General features: G+C 47.3%; 15 protein-coding genes and 1 pseudogene. 7 read left to right on the top strand and 9 right to left on the bottom strand.

Going from position 1 to position 18,034, the window contains the following annotated elements:
- Positions 1-99 precede the first annotated feature (99 nt).
- Both A8O23_RS17840 and A8O23_RS17835 read left to right on the top strand, forming a co-directional pair.
- Positions 100-354, top strand: coding sequence for an acyl carrier protein (locus A8O23_RS17840; RefSeq protein ID WP_066624294.1), 255 nt, complete (start codon positions 100-102; stop codon positions 352-354).
- Between the two features lie 214 nt (positions 355-568).
- Positions 569-2,875 carry a GH92 family glycosyl hydrolase gene (locus A8O23_RS17835; protein WP_066624291.1) on the top strand — a complete coding sequence of 769 codons (2,307 nt, stop codon included), beginning with the start codon at positions 569-571 and terminating at the stop codon, positions 2,873-2,875.
- A 273-nt stretch (positions 2,876-3,148) separates the two neighbouring features.
- On the opposite strand, the gene A8O23_RS17830 is transcribed toward A8O23_RS17835, so the two are convergent.
- From A8O23_RS17830 to A8O23_RS17810, 6 genes and pseudogenes are all read right to left on the bottom strand, one after another.
- Positions 3,149-3,958 carry an NIPSNAP family protein gene (locus A8O23_RS17830; RefSeq protein ID WP_066624288.1) on the bottom strand — a complete coding sequence of 270 codons (810 nt, stop codon included), beginning with the start codon at positions 3,956-3,958 and terminating at the stop codon, positions 3,149-3,151.
- 171 nt (positions 3,959-4,129) lie between these two features.
- Positions 4,130-5,119, bottom strand: a complete 990-nt coding sequence (mgrA, locus tag A8O23_RS17825) for an L-glyceraldehyde 3-phosphate reductase (RefSeq protein ID WP_066624286.1) — start codon at positions 5,117-5,119, stop codon at positions 4,130-4,132.
- Between the two features lie 70 nt (positions 5,120-5,189).
- On the bottom strand, positions 5,190-5,828 hold the full coding sequence (locus A8O23_RS17820; protein ID WP_455430886.1) for a dienelactone hydrolase family protein: 639 nt from the start codon (positions 5,826-5,828) through the stop codon (positions 5,190-5,192).
- 153 nt (positions 5,829-5,981) lie between these two features.
- Positions 5,982-6,047 (bottom strand): annotated as a pseudogene (locus A8O23_RS22120) (hypothetical protein); the annotation flags it as partial.
- A 337-nt stretch (positions 6,048-6,384) separates the two neighbouring features.
- The gene (locus tag A8O23_RS17815) at positions 6,385-8,679 is read right to left on the bottom strand and encodes a GH92 family glycosyl hydrolase (RefSeq protein WP_066624280.1); all 2,295 of its coding nucleotides are present in this window, start codon (positions 8,677-8,679) and stop codon (positions 6,385-6,387) included.
- 375 nt (positions 8,680-9,054) lie between these two features.
- Positions 9,055-9,993: an NADP-dependent oxidoreductase gene (locus A8O23_RS17810; protein WP_066624469.1), complete on the bottom strand. Its 939-nt coding sequence runs from the start codon at positions 9,991-9,993 to the stop codon at positions 9,055-9,057.
- A gap of 288 nt (positions 9,994-10,281) precedes the next feature.
- Here A8O23_RS17810 and A8O23_RS17805 point away from each other — a divergent pair, with 288 nt between their 5' ends.
- From A8O23_RS17805 to A8O23_RS17795, 3 genes are all read left to right on the top strand, one after another.
- Complete coding sequence (locus tag A8O23_RS17805; RefSeq protein ID WP_066624277.1) at positions 10,282-11,745, top strand: aminoacyl-histidine dipeptidase; 1,464 nt, start codon at positions 10,282-10,284, stop codon at positions 11,743-11,745.
- A 170-nt stretch (positions 11,746-11,915) separates the two neighbouring features.
- The gene (locus tag A8O23_RS17800; RefSeq protein ID WP_066624275.1) at positions 11,916-13,001 is read left to right on the top strand and encodes a hypothetical protein; all 1,086 of its coding nucleotides are present in this window, start codon (positions 11,916-11,918) and stop codon (positions 12,999-13,001) included.
- Between the two features lie 158 nt (positions 13,002-13,159).
- On the top strand, positions 13,160-13,354 hold the full coding sequence (locus tag A8O23_RS17795; protein ID WP_066624273.1) for a CsbD family protein: 195 nt from the start codon (positions 13,160-13,162) through the stop codon (positions 13,352-13,354).
- Between the two features lie 189 nt (positions 13,355-13,543).
- On the opposite strand, the gene A8O23_RS17790 is transcribed toward A8O23_RS17795, so the two are convergent.
- A complete protein-coding gene (locus A8O23_RS17790) occupies positions 13,544-13,867 on the bottom strand; it encodes a hypothetical protein (RefSeq protein ID WP_066624270.1) in 324 nt (107 codons plus the stop codon).
- Positions 13,868-14,100: 233 nt separating this feature from the next.
- Positions 14,101-14,442 carry an arsenate reductase (glutaredoxin) gene (gene arsC / locus A8O23_RS17785; protein WP_066624269.1) on the bottom strand — a complete coding sequence of 114 codons (342 nt, stop codon included), beginning with the start codon at positions 14,440-14,442 and terminating at the stop codon, positions 14,101-14,103.
- A gap of 144 nt (positions 14,443-14,586) precedes the next feature.
- Here arsC and A8O23_RS17780 point away from each other — a divergent pair, with 144 nt between their 5' ends.
- Complete coding sequence (locus A8O23_RS17780) at positions 14,587-14,997, top strand: hypothetical protein (protein WP_066624268.1); 411 nt, start codon at positions 14,587-14,589, stop codon at positions 14,995-14,997.
- Positions 14,998-15,274: 277 nt separating this feature from the next.
- Positions 15,275-15,625: a hypothetical protein gene (locus tag A8O23_RS17775; protein ID WP_066624267.1), complete on the top strand. Its 351-nt coding sequence runs from the start codon at positions 15,275-15,277 to the stop codon at positions 15,623-15,625.
- A gap of 386 nt (positions 15,626-16,011) precedes the next feature.
- Here the strand turns inward: A8O23_RS17775 and A8O23_RS17770 are convergent, their stop codons facing one another.
- Positions 16,012-18,027, bottom strand: a complete 2,016-nt coding sequence (locus A8O23_RS17770) for a glycoside hydrolase family 97 protein (RefSeq protein ID WP_066624266.1) — start codon at positions 18,025-18,027, stop codon at positions 16,012-16,014.
- Positions 18,028-18,034: the final 7 nt, after the last annotated feature.

The raw sequence follows: 18,034 nt of genomic DNA, 5'->3' as shown, positions 1-18,034 counted from the left end.
GAGTACTTTTGCGGCTCTTTTATCTGAAGGCTTTCAAAGTGCTTCGGTTAAAAATTTCTAATACCATTTATTTGATTAAAGTCTTTACTTTCTACAGATATGATTCCCGCAACTTCCCCTTCTGTCGCCCAGAAGGTTTTAAGAGTAATCAGCAACGTAAAATCCATTAAGCCCTCCAGGCTTCGCACTTCTGCTGACCTCAACAAAGAATTCGGTTTCGATACCTTTGATGTGGTGAGTATTATTTGGGAACTAGAGAAAATCTTTAAAATTAACATTCCCGACGAAGTACCCCTTCGCACTGTTGGTGATTTTGTAGAGTATGTTTCCAGCCAGACCAACCGGCAGAAATAATGTATGTAGATCTAAAAAACGAAGAAAGGCAGGAGAACATCCTGCCTTTCTTCGTTTTAGACCTGTTTTCAATAAAACAGGTCTAAAACAGGTGAATCCAATTTTTTTTCCTGGAAAAAGCTTTCGCTGATGCCACAATTGTTTTAAAGTTGAAGAGGCTCTAAAGGAAGTTTTCTATTTTAGCCTTACTTTTCTAAAAACTGCCCGAAAACAAATGAAGAATAGCCTGAGACTCTGTCTTTTCCTTTGTACCTCCTTTTTCTGCTTCTCTTCCGCCACCGCTCAAAAAAAGAAAGACGCTCCTTTTGAACCCGCTGAACTGGTAAACCCGCTCATGGGTACTGATTCTAAGCCAGAGCTTTCTACCGGCAACACCTACCCTGCCGTAGCCGTGCCCTGGGGAATGAACCTCTGGACGCCCCAAACCGGCACCATGGGCCACGGCTGGGCGTATACCTACGATGCCGACAAAATAAGAGGTTTCAAGCAAACACACCAGCCCAGCCCCTGGATGAACGACTACGGCCAGTTTGTCATTATGCCGGTGACCAGAAAAATGCGGTTCGATCAGGATGGTCGCGCCAGCTGGTTTTCGCATAAATCTGAAGTCGCAAAGCCTTATCATTACAGCGTGTACCTAGCCGACCATGACGTGACCGCCGAATTCACCCCCACCGAGCGCGCCGCCCAGTTCCGATTCACTTACCCCAAAGCCGACAGCTCCTTTATTGTGATTGACGCCTTAGACCGTGGCTCTTACATTAAAGTGATTCCGAAGGAAAAAAAGATTATAGGCTATACCACCCGCGCCGCCCGCTCTAACCCAAAAGACTTTAAGAATTACTTCGTTATTTACGTTGACAAACCAATTGCCCTTGCGCGCACCTTCAGAGGCAAAAGCCTGACTGGGAATGACACCCTAGAACTCACCTCTAACCACTCAGGCGCGGTGATTGGGTTCAAGACAAACGACGGCGAGCAAGTGAACCTGAAAGTTGCCTCTTCATTCATCAGCTTTGAGCAGGCCGAATTGAACCTAAAGCGCGAACTGGCACAGGATAATTTTGAGGCTACCAAAGAGAAGGCCCGCCAGCTCTGGAACACCACCTTAGGCAAAATAAAAGTAGAGGGCGGCACCGATGAGCAGCAGCGGACTTTCTACTCCTGCCTTTACCGCACGCTCTTCTTCCCGCACAAAATGTACGAGGTGAACGCCCAGAACAAAGCAGTGCATTATAGCCCTTACACCGGAAAAGTACATGACGGCTACCGCTTCGCCGGCACCGGCTTCTGGGACACGTTCCGGGCACTGTACCCGTTCCTGAACTTCCTGTACCCAAGCATTAACGTAGAAATGCAGGCGGGTCTGGTGAATGATTACCTGGAGGGCGGCTGGCTGCCCGAGTGGTCTAGCCCTGGCTATGCCGATATTATGGTGGGTAACAACTCGGCCTCGGTAGTGGCAGATGCTTACATCAAAGGCCTACGCGGCTATGACATTGAAAAACTGTATGAGGCGCTGTTGCACGGTGCCAACAACGAGGGGCCAATTTCCGCCATCGGACGCAAGGGCGCAGAGTATTACAAAGAATTGGGTTACGTTCCGTATGACGTGAAAATCAACGAGAACGCCGCCCGTACCCTGGAGTATTCCTATGATGACTTCACCATCTACCAACTGGCCAAAGCCCTGAACAAACCACAGGCTGAGATTGATCTATACGCCAAGCGCGGACAGAACTACCGCCACTTATTTGACCCCAGCACCGGCCTTATGCGCGGCAAAAACCAAGACGGCACGTTCCAATCTCCGTTCAACCCCTTCAAATGGGGCGACGCCTTTACCGAAGGCAACAGCTGGCACTATAGCTGGAGCGTGTTTCATGATGTGCAGGGGTTGATTGATTTGATGGGCGGCAAAGAGAACTTCGTAAAAAAGTTGGACTCGGTGTTTACGCTGCCACCGGTATTCGATGACAGCTACTACGGCAGTGTTATTCATGAAATACGCGAAATGCAGATTGCCAACATGGGTCAGTACGCACACGGCAACCAGCCCATCCAGCACATGATTTACCTCTACAACCACGCTGGCGCCCCCTGGAAAGCGCAGTACTGGGTGCGCGAAACCTTGAACCGTATGTATAAACCCACTCCAGACGGCTACATTGGCGATGAGGACAACGGCCAGACCTCGGCTTGGTATGTGTTCAGTGCCTTAGGTTTCTACCCTGTCACCCCCGGCACCACCCAATACGTGTTGGGCGCACCACTCTTTCCTAAAATGACTGTTACTCTGGAAAACGGCAAGAAGCTGACCATTGAGGCCCCTAAGAACAGCGACGAGAACCGCTACGTGCAATCGCTCAAGTTCAACGGCAAAACCTATGACCGCAATTGGCTAGATCACTTTGATTTGATGAAAGGTGGTAAGCTGAAGTTTGAGATGGGGCCGAAACCAAATATGCAAAGAGGCACAAAGGAAAGTGCTTTCCCTTATTCTTTTTCCAGGCAACAGTAATAGGTAAGGGTGAAAATTCTACACAATAAGCCGCTGTTCGGGATTTCCTAATCCTGAACCATTCTGTCGGGGATTTATCAATCCCCTTGGCGCCTTCTGATGGGGCACGGGGATTAGGAAATCCCCGACAGAGGACTTTCGGATTGATAAATCCGAAAGAGCAAGAGTAAGAGCAGGGGTAACTTTACTAAACGGAAACGCTTCTTCAGTAAATGAAGAAGCCGTTTCCGTTATAGGGCTGAATTTTCAAAATTAAGCTAAAAATGCGACTGGTTAAATATCAGAGTAAGACGTGGGGCGAAGCAAATAAATATCGGCGCGTAAAAAATTGTTGGCGTATTCTGACATAGCGCTTAGTTTCTTCCATGTTGGGTCTTCTCCAAATGCTTTCCACTTTTCATCACGGGCTGCTTTGTTTTCAAAGGTGGTCATATATAGCAGGTTAGGCATTTTACTTCCGGCTTTTACCTGACCGTAGAAAACAGCGTTGAAACCCAGTCTATCGAAAATGGCCATTTCCCCGTTGTTGAACATGTCAATTTTGTTCTGGTGGAGTTTCTCAGTGGCGGCTTCATAGCTCCGTAACTCATAGACTCTATCAGCAGCATTTGACTTCAAGTTAGGCATTGAAAAAGCAGGCTTTCCTGCAAAAGCTTCCATCATAATTACTTCCATCCGGTCATAGACTGGGTTGTTATGCGCCGCCTCTAAATAATCCTTTCCGGCAGATTGAAACTGTTTGTCCTTCTGCAGTTTAGAATCCAACTGAAACATCTGCTCAGAAGACCTGAAGGGAATGAACACGTAAACTAACTTTTTAGCAGGTGTGGTTGTCTTTTCTGCCAACTCCTCGGCAGGTTTGAAAACCCCAACTTTGGCGATGCCTGCTCTGTGCAAGGCAGGCAAGTAGGCCTCTTTTAAAAACGCATCAAGCCGGTCTTCCTGCTTTTGGTTATTAAGATGGTAAATCTTCAGTTGGTAGAATTCGGGTTTAGGAGCTGCAACAGCCTGTAACTGAAGGCCTAGACAAACGAATGCTAGAAGCAAGAAGAATACTGTTGCCTTCTTATTGGTTGAAGTCATATTCTCGGTTTCATGTTTAAGAGTTATAGGAGCATTTTCAGGAGAAATTCAAAAATTATTCACCTGTTCAGTTTGCAAAAAGTATTTAACAAAAGAGCTGTAAGAGTACACTTACAGCTCTTCGTTTTTGGCCTCTTTTTCTAAATTCAGGGCAAAAACAGCAGACTATATTTATTTTAAAATCTGCTCAATGCGGTCTAACTCTTCCGTGCCGAACTGGGTATTGTCCATGCATTTAAGGGAGTCTGCCAATTGAGAAGGTGTGCTGGCGCCAATAAGTACTGACGTCACGCGTGGGTCTTTCAGAAGCCATGCCAATGCCATCTGGGCCAGAGACTGTCCGCGTTGCTCGGCCATCTCGTTCAGCAGTTGAATTTGCTCCAGCTTATCTGCGGTTATGTCTTCCCGCTGTAAAAAGCCGTGAGATTTAGCGGCACGTGAATTCTCCGGTATTCCACCCAAGTACTTGTTTGTGAGCAAGCCCTGTGCCAGCGGTGAGAACGGAATGCAACCCACTCCCTCCTTCTCCAGCAAGTCCAGCAGGCCGTCTTCTACCCAGCGCACAAACATAGAATACTTCGGCTGATGGATAAGGCAAGGAGTACCCAGTTCTTTTAGAATCTCCAGCGCTCTTGTGGCTTCGGGCACGTCATAATTAGATAAACCTACATATAGTGCCTTTCCCTGCCGCACAATCAGGTCAAGGGCCGTCATGGTTTCTTCCAAAGGCGTGTCTGGGTCGGGACGGTGGTGGTAGAAAATATCAACATAGTCCAAGCTCATGCGCTTTAAGCTGGCATCAAGGCTGGAAACCATGTATTTTTTGGAACCCCACTCGCCATATGGCCCCTCCCACATTTTATAACCCGCTTTGGTAGATATTATCAGCTCATCACGGTAGCCTCGGAAGTCTTCTTTCAGAATCTTTCCGAAGTTTTCTTCGGCAGAGCCGGGAGGCGGCCCATAATTGTTGGCTAAGTCAAAATGGGTAACACCAGCATCAAAGGCATCACGGAGGATTTGTCGGCTATTCTCCAGCACATCTACATGCCCGAAGTTATGCCACAGCCCCAGCGAAAGGGCTGGCAATTTCAATCCGCTTCGGCCACAACGGCGGTATTCCATTTGGCTGTAACGGTTTGGTGAGGGAGTATAAGACATAGTTTATTTCTTTGTTTAAACGGGAAATTACAGCATCCTATCCGCAACCGCAAAATTAGATTCGGGTTAGCTACCGAAGCGTTCGTTCAAAAAGGGCTATGGTTCTTTGCCAAGCCAGTTTTGCCACCGCCTCATTGTATCTGGTGGGTGAGGTATCATTGTTGAAAGCGTGGTTGGCTCCCTCGTAAACATATAACTGATACTTGGTGCCCGCCTCTTTCAGTGCCTTCTCAAACTCCGGAATACCTGCGTTTACCCGTTCATCCAGTCCACCATAATGTAGCAGCAATTTCGCTTTGATCTTAGGTACATCCTCCGCCTTGGGCTGACGACCGTAATACGCCACGGCAGCGTCTAACTCTGGCGAATGCACCGCCAACTGTCCTGCCATGGCTCCGCCCCAGCAAAAACCCACGCAGCCGGTGTTACCATTGCTGTTTTTATGCGTGCGCAAATACTCTAAGCCTTTCAAAAAGTTGGTGAGGTTCTGTTGCGTATAAAGTTTGGAGATAAGGGTACGAGCTTCGTCTTCATCTGCAGGTGTGCCGCCAAACGGCGACAAGGCATCTGGAGCCAACGCTAGAAATCCTGCCTGTGCCACTCGCTTGGCAACATCTTTTATGTGCGGGTTTAGCCCTCGGTTTTCATGAATCACCAATACCGCGCCCAGCTTCTTCTTCCCTTTAGGCTGCGCCAGAAACCCTTTCATAGCCACACCCTCCGCCCCAGAATACGTGATTTCTTCTGTCAGCAGGTCCTTGTCATCTACCGTAGCGGCACTGGCATAATTATTCTCCAGCAACGGCAGTACCGTCATGGCCATGGCCAAAGAGCCCGTCAACTTTGTAAGCTTATTGATAAACTCTTTCCGGCTGAGCGGCGTGTGGGTGTACTCGTCAAAGAGGTTAATGATGCGCTGGTCCATCTGTTTGTTTGTTGATTGTTAGTTGTTGATTGTTCTTTGGGTAACTCCTTCTATTAATTTTGATGATTAAGAAATTTGCAGAGGTGTTTTTGTGCTAGTTTTTGAAAAACAGGCTCAAAACAAGGTAGTTAAATAAAATTAGATGCAGTAGCCTAAACGAACAACTGCCCGCTCAAAAGACCTCGTAGCGTCCGGAGGACCTGCGAGCGTCTGTGCCAGTAGCCGTTACCTTTGCAGTTTTGCCAATCAGAAGATTGGCTGTCCAGCAAGTGCGTAGAGCGCTGCGCTAACTCTACGCACAACTTTATAAAACAATCAACAACAAACAATCAGCAATCAATTACTTCCTTGGTTTGCTGCTCATGTAAAACGTCAGCTTCCCGCCTTTGGCCAAATCTGAATGGTTCAGGAACGGTTGGGTCAACGGCTTACTATTCAACTCCACCTTCTGCACGAACACATTCTTATCGCTTTGGTTTTTAGCTTCCACGGTAAAAGTCTTGCCGTTCTCCAGATTGATGGTGGCTTCTTTGACAGCAGGGCTGCCTAAAGCGTATTGCTCAGAACCAGGGGCGACCGGATAAAAGCCGAGGGAGCTGAACAGGTACCAGGCGCTCATCTGGCCGCAGTCGTCGTTGCCGCCCAAGCCATCTGGCGTGGATTGGTACTGCTTTTTCAGAATCATGCGCACGCGCTCCTGCGTTTTCCAGGGCTGGTTTGTCCAGTTGTAAAGGTAAGCAGCGTGGTGAGCCGGCTCGTTCCCGTGCACGTAGTTCCCTATAATACCCTCGCGGGTGATGTCTTCCGTATCTGCGAAGAACTCATCGGGCAAGTGCATGGTGAAGAGCGAGTCAAGGTGGGGCACGAACTTCTTGTTCCCGCCCATGGACTGAATCAAAGCGGCCGGATCTTGCGGCACGTAAAGGCTGTAGTTCCAGGCGTTGCCCTCAATGAAGCCTTGGTTATGAGTACTCAGCACATCGAACTCCTTTTTGAACGTACCATCGCTCATTTTAGGACGCATGTAGCCAATGCTCTTGTCGTACACATTTTTCCAGTTCTGGGCACGTTGGCTAAACTCTTGATATACGTCCTGGCGGTTCAATTTCTTGGCCACTTGAGCAATGCACCAATCATCATAAGCGTACTCCAAAGTTTTAGAAACGGAAGAACTGTTCTTGTCTTCGGGTACGTAGCCCAATTGCATGTAGTACTGCAGACCATCATAGTAGCCTTGGCGGGCGGTGGCTACGCAGGCATCCAAAGCACGGTTAGCGTCACCTGTGTAGGTGCCTTTCATGATGGCATCGGCAATGACGGAGACGCTGTGGTAGCCAATCATGCACCAGTTCTCGTTGGCGTGGTGCGACCACACCGGCAGCATGTGGTGCACGCTCTGGTCATAGTGCGCCAGCATGGAATTGATCATGTCCGCGTTGCGCTTGGGCTGCACCACATTAAACCAAGGGTGCAGGGCGCGGTAGGTGTCCCAGAGGGAGAACGTGGTGTAGTTGGTGAAGCCGTTGGCCTGGTGGTTATTTTGGTCAAGACCTCGGTACTGGCCGGTAACATCCATATAAGTGGTGGGGCCCAGGAAGGTGTGATAGAGAGCGGTGTAGAAATTGATGTAGTCATCTTTGGTGGGCAGCACGGCCCGTACCTTGCTCAGCTCCTGGTTCCACTGCGCCTGGCTCTCCTGCTTCACACGGTCAAAATCCCAGTGCGGTATTTCAGTGCGCATGTTGGCCAGAGCCCCCTCAGTACTTACAGGGGAAAGCGCGAACTTCACCTTTATCTTCTCCCCTTCCTCCGTTTTAAAATTGAAGTATGCCCGTAGCTGCTCTCCTGCCATCTCTGGGAAGTTTTTGCTCTGGTCAAACTTCCGCCAGAAACCGCGATACACCTGCGCCTTGCCATAGTCTTTGTTTCCGTAACTCTCTATTGGCTTAGAAAAAGACATGGCAAAATATACAGTTCGGGTACGTGCCCACCCATTGGTTTGCCTAAACCCAGTCACCAAGGTGTCATTTTCTACCCGGAAGAAGGTCCAGACGTTTTTGTCTTCATAGTTGTAGATGCCGTGCATCAAATCCAGAATGATGTGCGCCTCGTCAGACTTTGGGAAAGTGTACTGGTGCATGCCCACACGGTTAGTGGCCGTGAGTTCGGCTTTAATGTTGTGGTCGTCCAGCAGCACGCTGTAATAAGCCGGCTCTGCTTTTTCATTGGCGTGCAAGAACTTAGACCGATAGCCTTTCTCGGGCTGCGTTTCAGTGCCTGGGTTCAGCTGCAGTTTACCGGTAGTGGGCATGAGCAGAAAATCGCCTAAGTCAGAATGACCGGTGCCGCTGAAGTGCGTGTGGCTGAAGCCAACAATGGTAGGGTCATCGTACTGGTAGCCCGCACAGTATTTGTACACGTCTTTGTTGTACTTCCCGTTCACCGCGTACGGAATGGTATCGGTATCGGGTGAGAGCTGCACCATGCCAAAAGGGGCCGTAGCTCCTGGATACGTATGGCCCATCTTGTGCGTGCCTATCATAGGGTTCACCCACTGCACCAAATCAAACTTTGGTTTTTGACCGAAAGAAAAGAACTGGCAGAGTAAAAAAACTATTAGAATAAACTTTCTCATGGAGGTTAGCTAACAGATAAATTTTAGCAAATCTAAAGATATAAAAAAGACCATACAGGTTTTAAAAACCTGTATGGTCTTGCAAGAGCTTTTAATTCTTGCGCTGTTTTTCAGAAATCAGCCTGAAAACGCTTCAGCGGGGTTCCTTCTCCCTTGGGGAGAAGGTTAGGATGAGGGGAAATACGGTTCATATAGTAAAAGCGGCTATTCAAGAAAATGAGGCTGGTCTATGAATATTCAACGGCAATTGCTTCGTTGCTGCCGTTTGCCCCCTCACCCTAACCCTCTCCCCAAGGGAGAGGGAATGACTGTAATGCATTTCGGGGCTGCTTTTCAAAAAATATGCGCAAAACTCCTCTTTCTGGGCTTGAGGAACTACGGCACCACCACAATTTTTCCTGTTGTGTGGTGCGTGGCAATCTGCTTTAAAGCTTCGGAGGCATCATCTAAAGAATATTTCTCACTCACGTGTACCTTTAGCTTACCCGCCTCGGCTATTTCCCTGATATGCTCCAGCTCTGTTGAATTAGGCTCCACAAACCAGTAGTGAAAGTTTATGCTTTTGTCTATGTCCTCTCCGTGGTTTAGAATGGAAACCAAAGTACCACCAGATTTCAGGGCTTTCAAACTTTGCTGCAGGGTTTCGCCGCTGGCGCAGTCAAAGATCAGATCAACCCCGTCTGGATAAATTTCCTTTACCGCCGCGCCCACGTCAGTGTCCTTGTAGGTGACGGTGTGGTCGGCGCCCAGTTCTTTCATGAACGCATGATTTTTCTGGCTGGCTACGCCAATGACCGTGACTCCTTTCTCTTTGGCCAACTGAATGCCTAGGCTTCCCACACCACCTGAAGCACCCAATATCAGCACTGTTTGCCCCGCCTGCAGGTTACCCACATCAAACATAGATTGGTACGCCGTTAGCCCCACCAGCGGAATACCGGCTGCCTCTTCAAAGCTGAGGTTCTTGGGCTTATGCGCCAGATAGCTCTCCGGTAGCACAATATATTCGGCGAAGGTACCGTGCTGCACGGTAGGGCGGCGGGCGTAGGCGTACACTTCGTCGCCAACATTGAAGCGGCGGGCACTAAAGGCGCGGTCTTCTACCACGCCGGCCACGTCCCAACCTGGTATGGCCGGAAACTGCGTGGGTATCATATCTTTTAAATAGCCCTCACGCACCACATAATCTACCGGATTCACGCCGGCGGCTTTTATACGCACCAGCACTTCTCCCTCTTTCAGTTCAGGCACCTCCAGTTGGCCTACTTTTATCTTTTCCGGTCCACCAAACTCCTCATAAAAGGCTGCTTTCATTTCTTTTGCCATAGTTCAACTAATTATTTGAATGTGCGGTTGATTCATCATTCTCTTTTACTTCTTATAACAGAAGTAGTTTTAAAACACCCGACTCGGAAAGCTCAGCCTTCTTTAGAAAAACCGTTGTTTTAGGTCTGTTTTCGCAAAATCAGGCCGAAAACAGCAGCTTAGCAATAGCTGTTTCGCGCTTAGGTCTCGTAAACCTTTATTACCTTTATCCTGAATTATATCCCCCACCACGGTTTAACGTGCCTTACCCAGGCCTGAAACCACATGTTATTTTATATGAGCGCAGACGTACAATCACTGGAACCTAAATCCCTCTGGAGCCATTTTACCGCCTTAAATTCTGTTCCCAGACCTTCTAAAAAAGAAGAGCGGATCATTAAATTCATGCAGGATTTCGGGAACAGCCAAGGCTTTGAAACAATTACTGACGAAGCAGGCAACGTCATCATAAAAAAGCCAGCCAGCCCGGGCATGGAGAACCGGCAAACCGTGGTACTGCAAAGCCATTTAGACATGGTGCACCAGAAAAACGCCGACACTGACTTTGACTTCCTGAGCCAGGGAATACAGATGTACGTAGACGGCGACTGGGTTAAAGCGAAAGGCACTACACTCGGTGCGGACAATGGCATTGGAGTAGCCACCATGATGGCCCTGCTCACTTCTCAAGATATTGCCCACCCGCCGCTGGAGTGCCTGTTCACTATTGACGAAGAAACCGGCATGACCGGTGCCATGGGCTTGAAAGGCGGCCTGCTCAGCGGTTCTATTCTGTTGAATCTAGACACCGAGGATGACCGGGAACTTACCATTGGTTGCGCTGGCGGCATTGATGTCACAGCCACTGGTGTGTATTATGAAGAAAACATTCCTTTTGATTTTGTAGGTTACCGCCTTAGCCTCACCGGCCTTACCGGTGGCCACTCGGGCATGGACATTCACTTGGGTAGGGGGAACGCCAACAAACTTATGAACCGTGTGCTGTACCAGGCCGCCGATAAGCTGCACGCCCGTGTGTACAGCATTGACGGGGGCAGCCTTCGCAATGCTATTCCGCGTGAGTCTTTTGCCGAGATAGCCGTACCCGAGGCCCGTGCCGATGTTTTTGAGCAGTTTTTGGAAAATCAGGCCGAAATCATCAAAGCTGAGTATGCCTTAACAGACCCTAATCTCCAAATCAAGTCGGAAGTCATTGACCTGCCTCAGGTTTCTATTTCCTCTGATTTCCAGAACCAGTTGTTACGGGTTCTCTACGCCTGCCCCAACGGTATATACCGGATGAGCCCTGCCATTGAGGGACTGGTGCAGACGTCAAACAACTTAGCCCGTGTGTTGGTGAAAGATGGCTCCTACTCTATTCAATGCCTCACCCGTTCCTCAGTAGACACTGAGAAAAATGACTTAGCTCAAGCCATACAAAGCACGTTTGAGTTGACTGGCGCCGAGGTTACGTTCAAAGGCTCTTACCCAGGTTGGACACCTAATCCAGATTCCACTATCGTGAAAACCATGAGTAATCTATACCGTGAGCTATTTGACGACGTGCCGCATGTAAACGCCTGCCACGCTGGCTTGGAATGCGGAATTTTGGGCACACATTATCCAGAAATGGAAATGATATCCTTCGGCCCAAATATTACGGGCGCCCATTCGCCTGACGAAAAAGTGCAGATAAGCTCAGTTCAAAAGTACTGGGGCTTTTTACTGGAGACTTTAAAACGAATTCCGGAGAAAGCTTAAACCCATTGACCTTCAAAGCCAAAGCCACTCCCCTTACCTAGGAGTGGCTTTGGCTTTTATGAAAATTCAGCATCCGCATCTGGTTTATAATAGTCACATTATAGATCAGAAAGTACCTAGCTTAGGTAAGCGCCCCCTACCATTCCGCCTATTTCATACGTTTCCCAGTTATGGATAAGAAAAGTTCTACCCCAGAAAACCAACTCCCTCAAATTAAGCAGAAGGAAACCTCTAGCCTTACTCAGCTGCAGCAGCAGTTTAACAGCCGAATTACTGAGATTGACACCTTAAAAGCTCAGATTGCGGAGCGGAACACCATTGTGGAAGAAGCCCGAGCAAGAGTGCAGAAAGAAATTCACCCGTTGGTGCAGAAGTTGGTGCAGCAACGGGTACGGTATGTACACATGCTTGACGAGGCTTTTGACCAGGACTTTTTACCTAAGCAGGAGAAAATGAAGCTGGCGCACCTGATCAAAGACCTTGCCCACGCCCTGCTCAAAAACAACGGCATTGAAGAACTAAAAACGCTACACGACAAATATGTGCGGATTTCTTATAAAGAGGAAACGCAGCAGAATAGTGCCCAGGCCAGAGAAGAAGCGCAGCAAACGCTCAAAAAAATGCTAGGTATAGAACTCGGGCACGATGACATGGATAGTTTAGAGGCGCTTCAGGCCCGGCTAGACAAACAAATGCTGGAGGAACAGCAAAAGCGCGAGCAGCAGCAGGCAAGCCGCCAAAAGTCTAAAGCGCAGTTGGCCAAGGAAGAAAAAATGAAGGTGGAGTTGCAGAGCATCAGCAAAGCCACCCGTAAACTCTATACCACTTTGGTAAAGCTGCTACACCCCGATAAAGAACAGGACCCTACGGCCCGCATCTGGAAAGAGGAAGCCATGAAGAAAGTGACCATTGCGTATAACCAAGACGACTTTTATGAATTACTGCGCCTGCAAATGGAGTTTATGCATGAGCAGGAACAGCATTTAGACCAGGTGCCAGAAGAACAGCTCACCTATTACATTCAACTTTTAAAAGAGCAGATAAGAGAACTACAGGAAGAACAAAGCAACTTCTTTTTCAGTCCGGAAGGTCGTCTTTATAACAACTTCGGTGGCAGCCCTAAACAAATGGAAGCCAAATTCAGAAAAGCTAAAAATGCTATCAGGGAAGAGATTCAGCAGCTACAGTACAGCATAACAGAATTTCAAGACCCTAAACAGCTGCGAGAATACCTGAAAGGGCTAGAGCTTCAGTAGTTTTGTATGTAAATTAGCCCATCTGTTTTAGGCTTACTTTTTGAAAATCAGGTCTAAAAGGTAACGGCGTGATTTTTCCGTATTTGTACACCCAACTCCGGCACTGGCTACTGCGTATATAAATACATACCTATATCTCACCATATACATACACGAAGATGAATGACGAAGCAGAATATAGGACCCGCGGTAACTGGAACGAACTGAAAGGCAAAATCAAAATGGCCTACGCAGACCTAACCGAAGACGACCTGACCTATGATGAGGGACAGGAAGACAAATGGATTGGCAAGCTCCAGCAAAAGCTAGGGAAAACAGAGCATGAGGTAAAGGCCTGGCTCAACTCTCTTTAAGCTTTCGTTTACCACAACAATCCCTGGTCTCGGCCTGTTCGGTAGAGACAGGGATTTTTTTGCCCTAAGCATTTCTTCAAAACATTGCTGAAATTCTCAGCAAAAAACCACCTACTTATCAACTTCAGACAAAGAAAAACCCGCTCTATGAAAGCGGGTCTTTAAGTGATTTAAGGTAGTGTGTTTCGTTTATTTTGTTGCATATTTTACCAGTTGGGTTCCGGTTAAAGCTCTGTAGGCTTTTTGCTGTGTAGGGGTAAGCATCTGCAGAAGAGCAACTGTATAGTTTTCGTTAATTACATCTACATCAGCAGCACCTTGCTGTAAGGCTTCAATTCTGTTAAGCTCCAGAATTCTTACTTTTAAGTACATGGCCTCATTCAACTCTAAGGCATTAGCTATTTGACGAGCAGAAGCAGTGGCTGCGGCGGCGTTAGAGTTGCTGGTAGAACCTGCAACAGATATACCGGCAAAAGAAAGAGCAAGTGCGAAGGCTAGTACTAAAGTTTTCATGGGGCAAAGCTTTTTTGGGTTATTGTTGACACAAAGTTGCCCCTAAAAACTAAGCTCAATTTATATTTTAGATTAGCTGTAGTTTAACCTAGATAAAAGTGGACAAATCAACGGTTAGTAAAAAACCCACTTCTAAAAACGCGTTGAATCCACCTTTTTACCCGTTGAATACCGCCTGCAGCTAAAATGTGATACAATTTCGCTGTTTAATTGCACTGCATTTGCCTGTTAGTTCAGAGAATGGACAGTACGTTTTGTGGTGGGCGACCTATTACGGCCTTGTTTCCGTGCACTACTATGGGCCGCTCTATCAGTACTGGGTTCTGCACCAGCACCTGTAGCCACTCCTGTTGGGTAAGGTGTTGCCCGGCGTAAACTTCTTTGTAGAGCTTCTCGCCCTTCCTGATTATATCTTCCGGACCAAGCCCTAACTTTTCCAGTACAGTTTGCAGCTCCTCGGCAGAAGGGGTATCAGTGAGGTAATGTACTACCTTAAGTGGTTGGCCGCTACTCTGCAAAAGTGCCAGAGTTTCACGGCTTTTACTGCAGCGGTTATTGTGGTAGATTGTTAACATACAGACAAAGATTTAAAATATTGTGTAAGAATAATATTATTGGGATTTACCTGTTACATTAGGCTTCTATTCCTTTAAAAAAAAATATTTCCAACAGCTTAAACAAATCGGCCCTCATTTGCTTATTAAGTAAAACGCTACCCTATGCTGCTGCTCAAAGATAGTTTGGTTGAGTTACATTATGATGTTACCACAGATATACTGTCCATGAAGTGGCCTGATCTTACAGGTCTGACCAAGTCAGAAATCATGCATTCCTTGAAGAAAGTAATAGATACACTCAAGTTCTATGATATCAAGAAATTCTTGATAGACAGCCGTGGCAACAGAATAGAGGTACCGGTAGAAGACCACCGGCAAGTGGTACACCAGTTTGGGGTACAACTGTTGACAACCCGGGTTGAAAAGCTAGCCCGAATAGCCTCCAATGACATGGTAAGGGAAGACAGAACCCATAAGCTGGTTGAAGAGGTAAATAAAGAAATAACCTTTAACATGCAGTTTCAGGAGTTTGATAACGAACAAGCTGCTTTAGCATGGTTGAAGGGGCATTAATTTTATCACTTCTTCATGTCATTTGTTTATTTGTCGGCTCAAAAATTACTCTTCATACATACCTTTTCTGTTAAATAAAGTATATACTAAAATATACTCCTTCTAAGAATAAGCAACAGGAGCTATCATACCTATTTCAGCCTTCTATTTAGTTAAAGTCTACTCAAAATTGAATAAGCTAAATAACTACTGCTATGGAACGCGAGTCCGTTATTCTTAAACAGAACCAGCTGTACACCGTCTGCCACTATTCCCGAGACAAAATTTTGCAACTTACTTGGGTTCAGGAACCTTCCCCTGCCAAATATCAACAGGGCACCTTGGTTTTCTGAAACTTCTGCATGAGTATAGGGTCAAAAAAGTAATACTAGACAGTAGCAAAAGAGGCAATCCTACCCCTCAAGATCTGATATGGCTTTCGCACCAGGTAGCGCCAATTCTTTGTGACGAAGAAGTAAGACAGCTGGCGGTGGTCGTGCCCAAAGACCCTAATCACGCCCGAAATTTAGAATGTTGCCTGATGACCTCAGAAGTATGTTATGAGCTGCAATTCTTTTATGCAAGCCAAGATGCGTTAGAATGGCTCATTTCACCTTCCCAGCCGCAGCGGGGACGAGCCGTAGCCTAGCTGGGCAGTGATATCATTGATTATCTATGCTTTTAAGCCTGTTTTTAGATAAAACAGCTTAAAGCATAGATAATCACTTTGTCATCCTGAGCGAAGCCGAAGGATCTAACGAAGACTTCTTCAAATGAGGTAACAAAGGTCACGAACAATAATCTTTTACTATTTTGACAAAAGGCAACAGTATTTTCTTTAATATGCCTCTCCGTTAGATCCTTCGACATCGCTCAGGATAACCGAAAAAGAAAGGAAAAGCTTTTAGCCAGAGACAATAGTTAATCCACGCGCTTCAGATATGTGGAAACTTCGATTTACTGTGTCTACACAAAAAAAAGCAGCTAACTGGGTTATTCCCAATAGCTGCTTTTGCTTCGGTAGAATCAAAAAAACTACTTCTTATAAATTCTGGCAACGTAGCCACCACCGGGTGCCATAGAGATTTTGAGCTTGCGGTTCTGCGGAACGTCAACAGTTTCTCGTTTGTAATCAGAGGCCATCTTGTCGGCGTTTATGCCATCTTTGAAAACCTCTGCCACAAAATTGCCTTCGCCTAAAAACGACAAGTCCAGTTCCATATCGCGGGCACTCCAGTTGGTCATGGCACCAACGTACCAGTCATTCCCCTTGCGGCGGGCAATGGCAATATGTTCCCCTATTTTTCCGTCAAGCGCTACGGTATTGTCCCAGGTTTCAGGTACGGAAGAGATAAAAGCGGTGCTTTCGCGCTCTTTCAGGTAATTGGTGGGGCTGTCGGCCAGCATGTTCAGCGGCGATTCAAAGATCACATACATGGCCAGCTGACGCGCGCGCGTGCCTTGGCTCATAGGCTCTGAATACACGGGGCGGTAATTTGCTTTGGTGGCATTGCGCATGGCACCTTGGGTATAGTCTATAGGGCCAGCCAGCATTCTGATGTAAGGCATAGTCACGTCATAAGTCACCTGGTCCACGTCCGGGTCAGACCACTTCATCTGCTCCAGCCCATGCACTCCTTCAAAGTTAATGACGTTAGGGTACGTGCGGTGCATGCCAGTAGGCTTATACGCCCCATGGAAGTTAATGAGCAGGTTGTATTTGGCTCCTACTTCGGCGGCACGGTAATAGAAATCTACGGCCTGCTGGTCATCGCGGTCCATGAAATCTACTTTAAAGCCCTTCACGCCCATATTGGCGTAGTGCTTAGCCAAATTCTCCATATCGCGGTCAAAGGCGTGGTAACCTGCCCATAGAATGATACCTACGTTGCGCTCCTTGGCGTAATCTACCAACTCCTTCAGGTTAATTTCAGGTATTACTTTCAGCATGTCGGCTTCGCCTTTCACACTCCAGCCTTCGTCCAGAATGACGTACTCAATTTTGTTGTTTGAGGCGAAGTCAATGTAATATTTATAAGTGTCGTTGTTGATGCCAGATTTAAAATCCACACCGCCAATGTTCCAGGCATTCCACCAGTCCCATGCCACTTTACCCGGATTGATCCAAGACACATCTTTCACCTGGCTAGGTGCTGCCAGCTTATACACCATGTCACTGTCGGCGAGGTCTTTGTCCTGAGCCGAGATGACCATTACCCGCCAAGGGAAACTTCTGCTGCCTTTGGCCTTGGCAATAAAGTTCTCGCGCTCTTTTACCAGCAGCTGCAGGTTGTTGTGCCCGCCTTGCTCAATTCGTTTCGGGTACGGAGCAAATACGCTGTTCAGCGAAGCTTTCCCAGTTTTATTGGTTAAAAACAAGCCTGGGTAGCTCTCCAAATCAGCTTCGGTTATCACTACCTTTTTCTGGGATGTCACCTCCACGGCCAGCGGCAGAAAGGCAATACGTTGAGGGTCAACTTCTGAAAGCGGCAAGTGCGCGTAAACGTTCTCAAATGAATTCCAGAACTGAGATTCAATTGTAGACTTCTTCTCGGTAGATGTTTTTTTCTCCAGTTTCACGTAGGGCACTAAAGCTTTGTGGTCGGCGGGAAAATTGTAAGCCACTTCTTCGTCTTGCACCACGAAATCTTTCTTTTTAGAAGTAGCGAACCGGTAGGCCACGCCATCGTTGTACGCCCTGAAGATGACCCTGTAGTCGCCCTTGAAGTTCAGCACCAGTTCATTGTAATGGTCTTTTACTTCAGCTCTTTTGTAGATTGGAGCTTTAATGGTTTGGTTCACCGTATTTTTCCTGGCATTCTGCAGTTTTGGTTTACCGCCCAAAACCTCTCCGTTGGCCAGCGTCATAGAAATTGGCGACGGTGCCAGTACTTCATCTGACCCGTGGGTAACGCTGTAGGTGATTTTGTTTTGCAGGTTTACCGTTACTTTGATTGTGCCGTCTGGCGACTGCAGCATGTGTGAAGATTGGGCTTTTGCGGCCACAACAGAGATCATCAGCAGTAGCAGGTACAACAAATAGTATTTCATATAAGGC

The sequence above is a fragment of the Rufibacter roseus genome (genome assembly GCF_001647285.1).
Classification (GTDB): Bacteria; Bacteroidota; Bacteroidia; order Cytophagales; family Hymenobacteraceae; genus Nibribacter; species Nibribacter roseus.
This window is presented reverse-complemented; position numbering and strand designations above follow the sequence as displayed.